Here is a 13,873-nt window from a genome sequence, read left to right on the forward strand (position 1 = left end):
CTATTCTATGGTCTGCATATGACCGTCGGTATGGCAATTGCGGGTTAACATAAACGTGCGGGGCAACCCGCGCGAGTAAGGAATATAGTCATGAATAACGTATCACACCGCGAATCGTTCTCGTTTAGTGCCAGAGTATTAGGCGCACTGTTCTATTTTGCTCCGGACAGCGAGCAAGCCTCACCTCTGGTCAATGCACTCACCGCTGGCGGCTGGACGCAGGACTGGCCTCTGACGCAGGATGTTTTGCAGCACATAGAAGGAACGATCAAAATGCCCGCCGATGAGCCGCTAACAGACGCCTGGCAACGTCTGTTTATTGGCCCGTATGCGCTTCCCGCACCGCCGTGGGGTTCCGTGTGGCTGGATCGCGAATCCGTGCTGTTTGGTGACTCAACCCTCGCGCTGCGCCAGTGGATGCGTGAGAACAACATCGTCTTTGAAATGCAGCAGAATGAACCGGAAGATCAGTTTGGTGCGTTGCTGCTGCTGGCCGGGTGGCTGACCGAAAACGGTCGCGATACGGAGCGCGACCAGCTTCTGGCCTGGCACCTTTTGCCGTGGAGCACCCGTTTTCTTTCTGTATTTGTCGAAAATGCCGGACACCCGTTCTACACCGCACTCGGTAAACTTGCTCAGTTGACGCTCGCGGACTGGCAATCCACATTAATTATTCCGGTCACTGAAAAACCGCTTTATCGTTAACGAGGTTCTGGCTTGCTCACCGATACCGGGCAAGCCGGGTTCTCCACTTTTCCGCACGTATACCTTTTGCTAACACCGCGATTTCACTTCACAATACGGTATCTGCCCTGTTCAATTGCGGCCCATGCAACGTCTTCACACTTACCCTGACATCCGAGCGATGTTTCGCAGACTCCTGATTGCCACCATCACTGGCGTGCTGGCCGCGCTGGCCGTTGCTGTATTCCGCCACGCCATGTATTTGCTGGAGTGGGTATTCCTCAGCAACGAAAGCGGCAGTCTGGTGGATGCTGCCGCGGCATTATCGCCCTGGCGTCGTGTACTGACACCGGCGCTTGGCGGGCTGGCTGCCGGGCTGTTGTTGTGGGGATGGCAACGTTTGACGGCGCAGCGTCCCCATGCCCCAACGGATTATATGGAAGCGCTGGAAACCGGAGACGGACAGTTTGATTACGGAGCCAGCCTGGTCAAATCCCTTGCGTCGTTGCTGGTCGTCGCCAGCGGAAGCGCTATTGGTCGTGAGGGTGCCATGATCCTGCTTGCAGCACTGGCGGCCTCCTGTTTCGCCCAACGCTTTACGCCGAAATCCGAATGGAAATTGTGGATCGCCTGCGGAGCCGCCGCCGGGATGGCCAGCGCCTATCACGCACCATTGGCCGGTAGCCTTTTTATTGCTGAAATTCTGTTTGGCACTCTGATGCTGGCCTCGCTCGGCCCGGTTGTGATTGCCGCCGTGGTGGCGCTGCTCACCACGCGTCTGTTAAGCCCCGGAGCCAGCACACTCTACGAAGTCCATCTTAGCGAAATGCTCACGGCGACGGATTATTCGCTGATCGTCGGAATAGGCTTGCTGGCAGGTATCTGCGGCCCACTGCTGATGTGGTTGATGACGTTCAGCCACTCTCTGTTTCTGCGTCTCAAACTCTCACCGCCCTGGCAACTGGCGCTTGGCGGGCTGATCGTCGGACTGTTGTCACTGATGACGCCAAAAGTATGGGGCAATGGCTACAGTGTGGTGCAGGCGTTTCTTCTTTCCCCACCATTACTGTCGGTGATTGCTGGTGTGTTTCTGTGCAAATTACTGGCGGTACTGGCGAGTAGCGGCTCGGGCGCTCCGGGTGGGGTCTTCACCCCGACGCTGTTTGTCGGTATGGCAACAGGGATGCTGTTTGCGCAGATCTCCGCGCTGTGGTTTCCGGGATCAGAGATGGCAATTTTGCTGGGGCTGGCGGGGATGGCAACGTTGCTCGCCGCGACGACACACGCGCCAATTATGTCGGCGCTGATGGTCTGTGAAATGACCGGGCAGTATTTTTTGCTGCCCGGTTTGCTGGTAGCCTGCGTGGTGGCGTCTGTGCTGTCGCGAACGTTACGCCACGACTCTATTTATGGTCAACACGCTGCCGAAGGCAGAGAGATCGATGTACTGCGCTAACTCGCGCTGCTCGGCGCGAGGCAGATAAGGCAGTTCCCCCACCAGTGGACCTGGCAGTTTTTTGCTCAGCACCTCGATGATTTCTGCATAGTGCGCCAGACCCGGGTTGATACGGTTTGCCACCCAGCCAATCAACGGCAGGCCGTCGTTGGCAATGGCCTGCGCCGTCAGAAGCGCATGGTTGATGCACCCTTCCTGGATCCCAACCACCATCACCACCGGCAGTTGCTCTTGTACTACCCACTCGGACAACGGGCGCAAATCGTTCATCAGGCTGCGCCACCCGCCCGTGCCTTCAACGACCACATGGTCAACCTTCTCACTCAGGTTTGCCAGGCCGTCAGACAACAGGGTGTAGTTGATCGGACCGCTGTGTGCCACGCTGCTCTCATCTTCGCTCAACGCAATAGGGTTGACCGCATGATAAGGCAATTCCAGGGATGAAACGCTTTGCAAAACCAGTGCGTCTTTATTACGCAGTCCTTCTGGCGTCTCTTTACTGCTTTTTGCGACCGGTTTGTACCCTGCGACGCGCTCACCGCGTGCCGCCAGGGCTTGCAGCAACGCGCGAGACACCACCGTCTTCCCGACAGAGGTATCAGTACCAGTAACAAAGAAACGCTTAAGCATGACTCACTCCACCTCTTGGGTATGCTTCGGAAATATAAACCAGGTAAATAATTCAGTGGGGGAAGTCTACGGGATGCATGCGCTACCCGGCTTGAGATAGCGCAATCTTTCTTGCATCTGTGGAAAAGAGTTAACCCTGCAGTAAGCGAATAAGTAACGAGCCGTTGTACATCGCATCTTTCACCAGCGCAGCACCGGCCATCGTGCCCTGGTTCGAGAATTGCGTACTTTCGACCACAATATTCTTGCTGTACGCCGGGAGCGACTGCTGATGAATACAGGCCGAAATGGTCGGGAAAAGGATCTCTGCCGCCTGGCTAAGCGGTGAGCCAATCAGAATTTTTTGTGGGTTGAAGAGATTCACCATGATGGCCAGAATGCGACCGACGTTATTCCCCACACCGGTAATGATGTCCTTCGCCAGCAGATCGCCCTGACGCGCCGCGGCGCAGAGCGAGTCGACGGTTAACGGTTGCCCGTGGAGTGTCGAACTCATTGACTGACTTAGCCTCACCTGCGCCAGCTCCAGCACGCTTTCCACGCTGGCAATGGTTTCCAGACAGCCGTGGTTTCCGCAGTAACACCGTTTCCCGTAGGGATCGACCTGGGTGTGACCAATTTCCACCAGGCTACTGCTCCCGGCGTGCAGAAGGCGTCCGTCGGTGATGACACCCGCCCCTACGTTGTGATCAATCACCACCTGAATAACATCCCGTGCACCGCGTGACGCACCAAATAGTGCCTCGGCCATCGTCCAGGCACTGATATCATGCTGAATATAGACCGGCACACCCGTATGACTTTTCAGTGCTTCACCCAGCGGCATCTCTTTAACATCGTCGTAAAACGGCATGCGGTGCACAATGCCATTTTCGGTATCAATAATCCCCGGCATGGTGATGGCGATCGCCGTTAAACGCTCAAGCCGCTGCTGGTGACGGATAAAGAACTGATCGATATGCGTGATGATCGCATCGAGGAGCGATTGTTCCGTGTCGAGCGGCAACTCCAGCCGATCTTCCACCACCAGCTTGCTGCTCAGATCGCGCAGCGCAAGGAAAATTTCGCCGCGACTGATACGCAGCGACAGGTAGTGCCACGCTTCCGTTTCCACCACCAGCCCGACTGCCGGACGGCCGCGGCTGCCCGGCTCCTGAATTTCTGTCTCCTGAACCAGGTGGGCTTCCAGCATTTCGCGGACAATCTTGGTGATACTGGCAGGTGCCAGTTGTGCCAGGCGCGAAAGATCGATACGCGAAACCGGACCAAGCTGATCAATCAGGCGATAAACCGCGCCAGCGTTGGTCTGCTTAATCTGATCAATGTGCCCTGGCTGACTATCAGCAACCACCTCGTACTCCCTTATTTTCGAGCTTCGAAATAAACTGTGGGCTATGGTGAAGCACTTCAATGGCCGTCGTCAAATATTTACTTAGCCATGTGATTTACTGCACATTTTTATCCCCATTTCGCTATAAATATCGTCCTGCAGAGGCGGCGATAAGCTGCTTTTTGAAACGCTGTGCCGCATGGCTCTGTTCATGGTGTTTTGACCAGACCAGCCACATCTCTGAAACCGCATCAGATTCGGCAATGGGAACCCAGCGCATTTCACGCAATTGTACCCGTTTAAAGGAGGCCGGGAGAATAGAAACACCCAGCCCTGCCGCGACCAGCCCAATAATGGTCATTGCCTCTCCCACTTCCTGGGTAATCACCGGGGCAAGATCGTAGCGCCGCATCAGGCCGAGAATATCGTCATACAGACCCGTGCCTACCTGAGGGTCAAAAAAGACAAACGGCTCTTTTGCCAGCTCTGACAGCGTGACGGCGGGGCACGAGGCTAGCGGATGGTCATGCGGGATCATCGCCATCAGCGGTTCGCGCAAAATCACCTGCCACTCCAGCGTGTCAGGCAACTGGGTATTACGCATCAACCCCAGGTCGAGCGAACCTTCATTAAGCGGGGCAATCTGTTCGCGGGTGTTAATTTCGCGCGTCTGAATATGTACATCCGGGAAGTGACGACGAAACGACGAGAGCGTTTCCGAAACGGCGCTGATAAACGGAGCGGATGAGGTAAAACCGATGCGCAGTTCACCGGCTTCCCCCAGATAGAGCCGTTCGGCCCGGGCGGCTGCGTCATCAACCATGCTCAGAATTTGTCTGCTGTCGGCCAGAAACTGCTTTCCTGCCGCCGTCAGGCTCACGCTGCGGTTAGTACGCGCAAGCAGACGAGCCCCCACCTGCTGCTCCAGGATCTGAATTTGCTGGCTCAGCGGTGGCTGAGAGATGTTCAACCGCGCGGCAGCACGGCCAAAATGCAGCTCTTCCGCTACAGCGACAAAATAGCGCAGATGACGCAGTTCAATATTCATATCTTTAAAGTATCATTTGAGATTATTAATATATTAGACAGAATATTTACAATTTCCTACTCTGATCATGTGGTCATACCCGTCACCAGAAATCACGGGGATGTTTAAGCAAGGAACATGTGTGAGTCGTACAACTACCATTGATATCGCTCCGGCAAGCGATGTTGATGATTTACCCGCAGCATCACAGCCGGTGCAGTTCATCAAACGTGGTACTCCCCAATTTATGCGCGTCACGCTGGCGCTTTTCTCTGCAGGACTGGCAACCTTCGCCCTGCTTTATTGCGTTCAGCCCATCCTTCCCGTTTTGTCTCATGAGTTTGGCGTGTCACCTGCCAGCAGCAGTGTCTCGCTGTCGATCTCAACCGGGATGTTGGCTATTGGCCTGCTTTTTACCGGACCACTTTCCGACGCCATTGGCCGCAAACCGGTGATGGTCACCGCGTTGATGCTGGCGTCCGTCTGTACCCTGCTTTCCACCATGATGACCAGCTGGCACGGTATTCTGATGATGCGCGCGCTGATTGGGTTATCGCTGAGCGGTGTGGCGGCGGTCGGGATGACGTATCTCAGCGAGGAGATCCACCCCAGCTTTGTCGCATTCTCAATGGGATTGTATATCAGCGGAAACTCTATCGGTGGGATGAGTGGCCGCCTGCTGAGCGGGGTGTTTACGGATTTATTTAGCTGGCGCATTGCGCTGGCCGTGATCGGCTGTTTTGCCCTCGCATCTGCACTGATGTTCTGGAAAATTCTACCCGAGTCACGCCACTTCCGCCCGACGTCCCTGCGCCCAAAAACGCTGTTTATCAACTTCCGCCTGCACTGGCGTGATAAAGGGTTGCCACGGTTGTTCCTGACCGGTTTCCTGCTGATGGGGTCATTCGTCACGCTGTTTAACTACATTGGTTACCGCCTGATGCTCTCTCCCTGGCACCTGAGCCAGGCAGTCGTGGGTCTGCTCTCCGTCGCTTATCTCACGGGAACCTGGAGTTCACCGAAAGCGGGTGCGATGACCGCACGTTTTGGCCGCGGCCCGGTGATGCTGGTGTCAACGGCGGTGATGCTGCTCGGCCTGCTGATGACGCTCTTCTCATCCCTGTGGCTGATTTTTGCCGGGATGCTGCTCTTCTCCGCCGGTTTTTTCGCCTCTCACTCCGTGGCAAGCAGCTGGATAGGCCCACGTGCGCGGCGCGCCAAAGGTCAGGCGTCGTCCCTGTATCTTTTTAGCTACTATCTCGGCTCCAGTATCGCCGGGACGCTTGGCGGCGTGTTCTGGCATAACTACGGCTGGAACGGCGTGGGCGGGTTTATTGCGCTGATGCTGTGTGCGGCGTTGCTGGTAGGTGCCAGTCTGCATAAACGTCTGCATTAACATTCAACCGTCTTCGTGTTTAAATCGAGCCGATGCTATTTTTTGTCATCGGCTGATTCAGACACGAGGACTTCATGAAAAACAACAACTACCAACAACTCACCCGCACCTTCCAGCGTCTCTCTCGCTTCTCGCACCTCTCCTCCATCGCCAGCTGGGATATGTTCACCATGATGCCGCCAGGCGGCAGTGCCGCGCGTAGCGAAGCGCTGGCCGAAATGAGCGTATTGCAACATCAAATCCTGACCGACAAAAAAATGGGCGAATGGCTGGCTGCTGCCGCGAGCGAAGATCTGAATGACATTGAGCAGGCCAATCTGCGCGAAATGACGCGCCATTATCAGCAAGCCACGCTGCTGCCTGAATCACTGGTGGAAGCCAAATCACTGGCGGGCAGCAAGTGTGAACACGCCTGGCGTACCCAGCGCCCGGCGAATGACTGGCACGGGTTTTCCGCAAACCTGAAAGAGGTGGTCAAACTCAGCCGCGAAGAGGCTCGCCTGCGTGCTGAGGCCAAAAGCTGTTCACCTTACGACGCGCTGCTGGATATTTTTGAACCGGACATGACCAGCGCTCGCCTGGACGTACTGTTTGGCGACATGAAATCCTGGCTGCCGGATCTGCTGGCTAACGCGGTGGAAAAACAGTCTCAGCAATCGTTCGTTCCGCCACAAGGCCCCTTCCCGACCGCCACGCAGCGTGAACTGGGGCTGGAAGCGATGAAAATGCTCGGTTTCGATTTTAACGGCGGTCGCCTGGACGTCAGCGCGCATCCGTTCTGCGGCGGCGTACCGGAAGATGTGCGAATTACCACACGCTATGACGAGGAGGAGCTGCTTAGCGCCCTCTTTGGCGTGGTTCACGAAACCGGACACGCCCGTTATGAACAAAACCTGCCGCGTGCATGGGCTGGCCAACCTGTTGCGCTGGCACGCTCAACGGCAATCCACGAATCCCAGAGCCTGTTCTTTGAGATGCAGCTCGGGCGCAGCAATGCCTTCCTGAAACATCTGCTCCCTGCCGTCCAGGCCCGCTTTGGCAGCCAGGCCGCATTCAGCGAAGAAAACTTTATCGCATGGAACCAGCGGGTAAAGCCGGGTTATATTCGCGTCGATGCAGACGAAGTGAGCTATCCGGCGCATGTGGTGCTGCGCTACGAGATTGAACGGGCGCTGATTAACGGTGACATCGAGGTCGACGATATCCCGGCGCTGTGGGATGAAAAAATGCAGGCCTGGCTCGGGTTATCCACCAAAGACAACTACCGCAACGGTTGTATGCAGGATATCCACTGGACTGACGGTGGTTTTGGTTACTTCCCGTCGTATACCCTGGGTGCCATGTACGCCGCCCAGTTGTTCCATGCCGCGAAAACGGCGCTGCCGGATCTGCAGGCATCCATTGCTGATGGCGATTTTTCGGCCCTGTTCGACTGGCTGCGCCAGAACATCTGGCAGCACGGCAGCCGCTTTACCACCTCACAGCTGATTACCCTGGCGACAGGTGAAGATCTGAACATTCGTTATTTCCGTGAACACCTGACCTCGCGCTATCTGTAATTCACCTGCCGGAGCATGCTCCGGCAGCGTCTTCTCCCGCTACGCAATAAGAATATGATTTTGTGCATATCATTACACTCTCGCCTGATGTATTAACTCTTTTCCTGGTCACACAATAAAACTGTTATCAGGCCAGGGTTAAAAAATAAATAAAGGGATGAATGATGAAAGGCATAATCAAAACGATAGCGTTAGCCATGCTGTGTACGGCGAGTGTGAGTACCTTAGCCGCCACGGATAACACACCAAAAGAAGCATACGACGACATTACCCACTCTCTGGCCGACCTCCAGCCCATCACGTTTCAGGCTCCCACGGAAAAGTACAAACTGCTGGTGTTTATTGATAACCAGTGCATCTACTGCAGTAATGTGGTGAAAAACGTTAAGCAGTATACGGACGCCGGTTTGATGATGTCATTTCTGACCGTTGCGCCCGATTCCATTCGCGATTCCGTGATTGAAGATATGGGACGCGTCTGGTGTTCCACCGATAAGGTGAAAAGCCTGCAAAAAGCGATGGCGGGTTTTTTACCGGATAACGACACGACCCCAGCCTGTTCTGACCTGGTTACGCGCCAGTCCGCGCTGGCAGAAAGGATGGGCATCCGCGTCACACCATTCATGGTGGTGATCGAGCCCGAGCCGCGTTCGATTGTCGGCAGTCAGCCGCCGGCAGCTATCCTGGCCACACTGAAGAAATAGCCCTGACGTGTACGAACAGGCTGGTGTAGCCTCGTTCGTACATACCGTTCCTGCCCGTTGTACATTACGTTACACGCCGATACCAATCACTCACGGAAACCTCGGTTTTACAGGGATATAGTTCTTTCAACGGCCCCGCAGTGGGGTTAAATGAAAAAACAAATTCGAGGGTATGAGAATGAACAAAGTATTAGCTCTGGTTGTTGCCGCTGCTATGGGTCTGTCTTCTGCTGCGTTTGCTGCTGAAACTACTGCAACCGCAACACCTGCTGCAGCGCCTGCTGCAACTGCAACCACCGCTGCTCCAGCGAAAACAGTTCACCATAAGAAACACCACAAAACCGCTACAAAACACAAAGCAACTGCAACAAAAGAAGCAGCAGCTCCAGCAGCCGCAGCACCAACCGAGCAAAAAGCTCAGGCTGCTAAAAAGCACCACAAAAAAGCAGCAAAACCCGCTGTAGAGCAAAAAGCTCAGGCTGCTAAAAAGCACCACAAAAAAGCAGCAAAACCTGCTGTAGAACAGAAAGCTCAGGCTGCTAAAAAGCACCACAAAAAAGCGGCAAAACCTGCTGTAGAACAGAAAGCTCAGGCTGCTAAAAAGCATCACAAAAAAGCAGTAAAACACGAAACTGCTAAACCAGCTGCACAGCCAGCTGCGTAAGAGTACAAGCTTAACCGTGCCCTTCGGGGCACGTTGGTAAACCGGCGCTGAACCGGAAAGGTACAGCGCCGTTTTTTTATCCGGAGGGCGTATGCTGCGGCGCTATCGGTTTGAGCTCATTCTTATTCTGCTTATTTTATGCGCGCTCATCGCAAGCCATTTTTATCTTTCCTGATTGTAGCACGCTGATTTTACTCCCACTTTAACGCTGTCCCGTCTATAGTATTTTCATAGGGTTCACTTTTAATAATCATAATTACCCCCACCAGAGTGTGATATGCGTAAATCTGTTGTGTTGTTACTGGGAACGTTTGGTCTTTTTTCTGGGCTCTTGCATGCGGATGATGGCGGTGATGACACCATTAGCGCCAAAGAACTAAAGACGCTGTTTTTTGGTCATGATGACCGCACGCGTGTCGCTAATCCTGCCCAGGCTCCCTGGGATGCCATCGGGCAACTGGAAACCGCCAGCGGTAACTTATGTACCGCGACCCTGATTACCCCTCAACTTGCACTGACGGCGGGCCACTGCCTGTTGACACCGCCGAACGGTAAGCCGGATAAAGCCGTTGCCTTGCGTTTTGTGTCGCAAAAAGGCACCTGGCGCTATGAAATCCACGGTATTGAAGGCCGGGTTGATCCTTCCCTCGGCAAACGCCTGAAACCTGATGGTGATGGCTGGATAGTGCCCCCCGCTGCAGCCTCCTGGGATTTTGGCCTGGTCGTCTTGCGCTATCCGCCGTCTGGCATTACGCCGCTACCGTTATTCGACGGGGATAAAGCTGCGCTGACTGCCGCGCTGAAAGCCGCCGACCGTAAGGTGACGCAGTCAGGCTACCCTGTCGATCATCTGGATGCGCTTTACACCCACACGGACTGTATCGTGACGGGCTGGGCGCAAAATAGCGTGCTCTCGCATCAGTGCGATACGTTACCGGGTGATAGCGGCTCACCGTTGATGTTAAAAACGGAGAATGGCTGGCAGCTGATTGGGGTGCAAAGCTCCGCCCCGGCCGCCAAAGACAGATATCGGGCCGATAACCGGGCCTTGTCGGTGACCGGTTTTCGCGACAAGCTGGATGCACTGGCACAACAATAGGTTAGCACTGTCTTACCTGGTGTAATGCCATAATCGCCTCAATTGGCATCGGCTGGCTGAACCAGAACCCCTGCAACTGATCGCAACCAGCCAGCCGCAGCAGTTTCATCTGTTTCTCGTTTTCCACCCCTTCGGCGACCACCGCCATCCCCAGGGCATTGGCGATCCGTACCGTTCCACTCACCAGAGCCGCCGCCTGCTCGTCGTTATCCACCAGCCCGGCCAGCGATTTATCTATCTTGATGGTGTCAAAATTAAAACGCCGCAGGTAGCCAATGCTCGAATAGCCCGTACCAAAATCATCCAGCGCCACCGCCGTTCCCAGCGCTCTCAGGTTGGTTATCGCCGTGCGGGCACGCTCCGGATTTTCCAGAACATAGGTTTCCGTTACCTCAAGCTGAAGTCTGGTCGCCGGGAACCGGGTGACCTTCAACACGTCTGCCACTTTGTCTTCAAATTCGGGATCGCGAAATTGTGCCGGAGAGATGTTAACTGACAGTTTTAATTCACCGAAAGGCTCCAGATCCTGACAGGCCCGATGCAAAACAAACTGCCCCAGTTTGTAAATCAGACCGCTGGTCTCTGCAATGGTAATAAACGTATCCGGGCCAAGCTCCCCACCCGGGCGACGCGGCCAGCGCACCAGTGCTTCCACACTGCTCATTTTCTGGCTGCGCGCATCAATAATCGGCTGATACCAGACCTCAAACTCATCGCGCTCCAGTCCATTACGGATCTGATTTTCAATCGCCAGCTGGCGTTCCCGAACGCTGTTTAATTCCGCATCGTAGTGCGTGACACGCCCTTTTCCGGTAATTTTGGAGTGATACATAGCGATATCGGCACGGCGGAACAGCTCGGAAGTGGTGCATTCAATCAGCGTTCCGCTGGCAATGCCGATGCTGGCACCAATATGGATAGTACGCTCACCCAGGCGAATCGGTGTATTGAGGAAATCAAGCACTGACCCGGCAAATGCGGCCGCCAGCGCTTCTGCGCGGTCGCCGCCAATGGTCATGGCGAACTCATCGCCCCCCATTCGCGCCAGCATCCCACCAGACGGGATCCGCGCATTCAGCTCTTTTGCTATCTCAATGATGAGATCATCGCCAACGCTATGGCCATACACATCATTCACATCCTTAAAGCCGTCAAGATCGATAAACACGACGCTTTTCACGTCAATATCACCGCGCAAACTCACTTTATCCAGCGCTTCAATTAACGCACGGCGGTTCGGCAGATGGCTTAACCAGTCCGTTCTCGCCACCAGCCGCGCCTGGCTTTCCCCCCTGGCAAGTTTGTACAGACCCACACTACTTACCAGAATAAACAGCAGGATCAGCGCTGCCGCCAGCACCACAATGTGCGTAATATCGGATGATGCAGCACGGGCTGCCTGAGCACCGGGAAGGCGCGCCTGCCAGTTGAGATAGCCCAGAAGTTCCCCTGCCGAACTGTGCAGCGGCATACTCAGGTTATTGATTTTGTCAGCGGTATAGTTGAGGTTATCAATCTGAAACGTTTCGCCCAGATCGGATAATATCTTGTCGTTCAGATGGCGGGTAATCACCAGATAACGCCGGGTATCTCCGTTAACCTGTAATCTTCCGATCATCGGCCGGACCAGACCAATCCCCACGAAAGCAACACCGTTTCGTGTTCGGGTGATCCCGGCATAGATATTCTTGTCGCTGGATAAGGCTCGTCGGTGTTGGTCAATCAGCGCCTTCAGGCCATTGCCGAAAAAGTCGAGATTCGTTTCATTAAAGGGTTGGCTCTGGAACGAGCCCCAAATCACGTTAAATTTTTCATCCAGCACAAACGTGCCGTCATAGAGATTATTGATTTTAAAACCTGCCCCCCAGGTGTTGTACAGCCATTGCGTATCAAGCCTGGGGCTGTAAACCTCGCGCACCGCATCGTCCCAGACGGCATTATCAATGACCAGGGAGGAGACACGAGTGACCGACGTCTCGATGGCACCCTGCACAGAAAGTGCTGAGCGATGTTCATCAATTTCATTGGTTTTGCTACTGATGAGATGCAGGGAAAGATAAAGCAGTGCGACGATGGAAATGATTAAGCCGATCCCCGCCATGAATATCATGATAAACAACGTTTTTGCTGTGGGGATATTGTGCCAGCTTAATGTGCGGTACATTCGCCATCCTCTTCAAAGTTTTACTTTTCTAAGCGTAATACAGGCAGCGAATTTCGCTGCCTGTAAATAATGGCGATGATGGTTTCAGGCGAGTTTTATCATAATCATACCCGCCAACAACAGCAGTAACCCTATCCAGCCTTTGTTATTTAAACGCTGACCAAAAAGCACCCAACCTGCCGCCAGCGTGGCGGTGATACCAAAACCGCCCCATAGCGCATATGCCACCGAAAGATCGATACCTTTTACCGCCTGGGACAAGGCGCTGAACGCCCCCAGCACGGCAGCAATCGACATCAGGCCGTAGAATTTACCACGAAAACCATCTGAGAATTTAAGAAAGACGTTAGCCACAATTTCCAGAACGATTGCGAACGCCAGCCAGGCCGCATGGATCCACTCAAACTGCGGCATGGGTCTGCTCCTTCTGCTGTTTTGTCGGTTTACGTGTACCTGATTTAATCAGCACGATACCTGCTACCAGGGTCGTTAATCCGGCAACTTTCATCGTGGATAACGTTTCATCAAATAACAAGACGCTGAACAACGTAATCAACAAAATACCAATGCCTTCCCACAGTGCATAAGCCACACCCAGCGCTATTTTCTTGACTGCAAATGAGAGGAAAATATAGGACAGTGAGATCATCACCAACATTAAAATAAAACCCGTGTTGCCATCACTGACGCTTGCCCATTTCATAGAGAGCGTGCCGGTAATCTCAGTGATGATCGCCAGAGCTAGTAAAATCCAGTAAAACATGTTTTTCTCCTGCTTGAGAATATAATCCATCAAGGCTCGCTGCGTGCAGCAAACCCAAAAAATATGAAATTAAATCAGATAGCTAAACGCATAGCGTCAGCTCAGGCAGAAGGTATGACTATAGCGCGGTGCGCCAGTGTTGCTCACCAGACAGAGGGTAAAGAGATGTGGAAAATACAGCGGTGTTTTTAAAAAAATACGTCCTGAACACATTGTCCATAAAATTACAATTATCCGCGGTGTTGCTTCTCGTCTTTGCGGATGAAAATTGTCCTCGGTAGTTGAACACTCCTGATTTGTACCATAAGCCAGGATTTTACTCAAAGCCTTTGCAATTCTTTACCCATCCGGTGCGATTTCGGTTAGTTTGTTGAAATGGTTTTCGCATTTATTATAA

Annotated in this window: 13 protein-coding genes; 7 read left to right on the forward strand and 6 right to left on the reverse strand. The window is 53.8% G+C overall.

Annotated elements, in window-relative coordinates; genetic code table 11:
- Positions 1-90 precede the first annotated feature (90 nt).
- Together dmsD and clcB are read left to right on the forward strand one after the other, a co-directional pair.
- Positions 91-705 carry a Tat proofreading chaperone DmsD gene (dmsD, locus tag ACHHZ6_RS19415; protein WP_395122930.1) on the forward strand — a complete coding sequence of 205 codons (615 nt, stop codon included), beginning with the start codon at positions 91-93 and terminating at the stop codon, positions 703-705.
- A gap of 124 nt (positions 706-829) precedes the next feature.
- Positions 830-2,140 (forward strand): voltage-gated ClC-type chloride channel ClcB, encoded by a 1,311-nt coding sequence (gene clcB, locus ACHHZ6_RS19420; RefSeq protein WP_395122931.1) that lies wholly within the window; start codon positions 830-832, stop codon positions 2,138-2,140.
- On the opposite strand, the gene bioD is transcribed toward clcB, so the two are convergent.
- From bioD to ACHHZ6_RS19435, 3 genes are all read right to left on the reverse strand, one after another.
- Entirely contained in the window at positions 2,075-2,770 is a 696-nt protein-coding gene (gene bioD, locus ACHHZ6_RS19425) for a dethiobiotin synthase (protein ID WP_182271296.1), read from the reverse strand. The two genes, clcB and bioD, sit on opposite strands and share 66 nt — an antisense overlap.
- Positions 2,771-2,900: 130 nt before the next feature.
- A complete protein-coding gene (gene mlc, locus ACHHZ6_RS19430) occupies positions 2,901-4,121 on the reverse strand; it encodes a sugar metabolism global transcriptional regulator Mlc (RefSeq protein WP_182918496.1) in 1,221 nt (406 codons plus the stop codon).
- A 121-nt stretch (positions 4,122-4,242) separates the two neighbouring features.
- A complete protein-coding gene (locus ACHHZ6_RS19435; RefSeq protein WP_182918497.1) occupies positions 4,243-5,148 on the reverse strand; it encodes a LysR family transcriptional regulator in 906 nt (301 codons plus the stop codon).
- A 121-nt stretch (positions 5,149-5,269) separates the two neighbouring features.
- Between ACHHZ6_RS19435 and ACHHZ6_RS19440 the strand changes: the two genes are divergently transcribed.
- The 5 genes from ACHHZ6_RS19440 to ACHHZ6_RS19460 all read left to right on the forward strand — a co-directional run bounded on the left by ACHHZ6_RS19440 (position 5,270) and on the right by ACHHZ6_RS19460 (position 10,549).
- Complete coding sequence (locus ACHHZ6_RS19440; RefSeq protein ID WP_182271293.1) at positions 5,270-6,523, forward strand: MFS transporter; 1,254 nt, start codon at positions 5,270-5,272, stop codon at positions 6,521-6,523.
- 74 nt (positions 6,524-6,597) lie between these two features.
- Positions 6,598-8,082, forward strand: a complete 1,485-nt coding sequence (locus ACHHZ6_RS19445; RefSeq protein ID WP_182271292.1) for a carboxypeptidase M32 — start codon at positions 6,598-6,600, stop codon at positions 8,080-8,082.
- A 161-nt stretch (positions 8,083-8,243) separates the two neighbouring features.
- Entirely contained in the window at positions 8,244-8,786 is a 543-nt protein-coding gene (locus ACHHZ6_RS19450) for a thioredoxin fold domain-containing protein (protein WP_395122932.1), read from the forward strand.
- 178 nt (positions 8,787-8,964) lie between these two features.
- The gene (gene asr / locus ACHHZ6_RS19455; protein ID WP_395122933.1) at positions 8,965-9,450 is read left to right on the forward strand and encodes an acid resistance repetitive basic protein Asr; all 486 of its coding nucleotides are present in this window, start codon (positions 8,965-8,967) and stop codon (positions 9,448-9,450) included.
- Between the two features lie 277 nt (positions 9,451-9,727).
- The gene (locus ACHHZ6_RS19460; protein WP_182271289.1) at positions 9,728-10,549 is read left to right on the forward strand and encodes a serine protease; all 822 of its coding nucleotides are present in this window, start codon (positions 9,728-9,730) and stop codon (positions 10,547-10,549) included.
- A 1-nt stretch (position 10,550) separates the two neighbouring features.
- Here ACHHZ6_RS19460 and ACHHZ6_RS19465 read toward each other — a convergent pair whose 3' ends face one another.
- From ACHHZ6_RS19465 to mdtJ, 3 genes are all read right to left on the reverse strand, one after another.
- Entirely contained in the window at positions 10,551-12,713 is a 2,163-nt protein-coding gene (locus ACHHZ6_RS19465) for an EAL domain-containing protein (protein ID WP_395122934.1), read from the reverse strand.
- 84 nt (positions 12,714-12,797) lie between these two features.
- Positions 12,798-13,127 (reverse strand): multidrug/spermidine efflux SMR transporter subunit MdtI, encoded by a 330-nt coding sequence (gene mdtI / locus ACHHZ6_RS19470; protein ID WP_395122935.1) that lies wholly within the window; start codon positions 13,125-13,127, stop codon positions 12,798-12,800.
- Positions 13,114-13,476 carry a multidrug/spermidine efflux SMR transporter subunit MdtJ gene (gene mdtJ / locus ACHHZ6_RS19475; protein WP_182271286.1) on the reverse strand — a complete coding sequence of 121 codons (363 nt, stop codon included), beginning with the start codon at positions 13,474-13,476 and terminating at the stop codon, positions 13,114-13,116. Before mdtJ ends, mdtI begins: the two co-directional genes overlap by 14 nt.
- Positions 13,477-13,873: the final 397 nt, after the last annotated feature.

Source organism: Enterobacter cloacae complex sp. 2024EL-00214 (genome assembly GCF_043945575.1).
Lineage (GTDB): Bacteria > Pseudomonadota > Gammaproteobacteria > Enterobacterales > Enterobacteriaceae > Enterobacter > Enterobacter cloacae_P.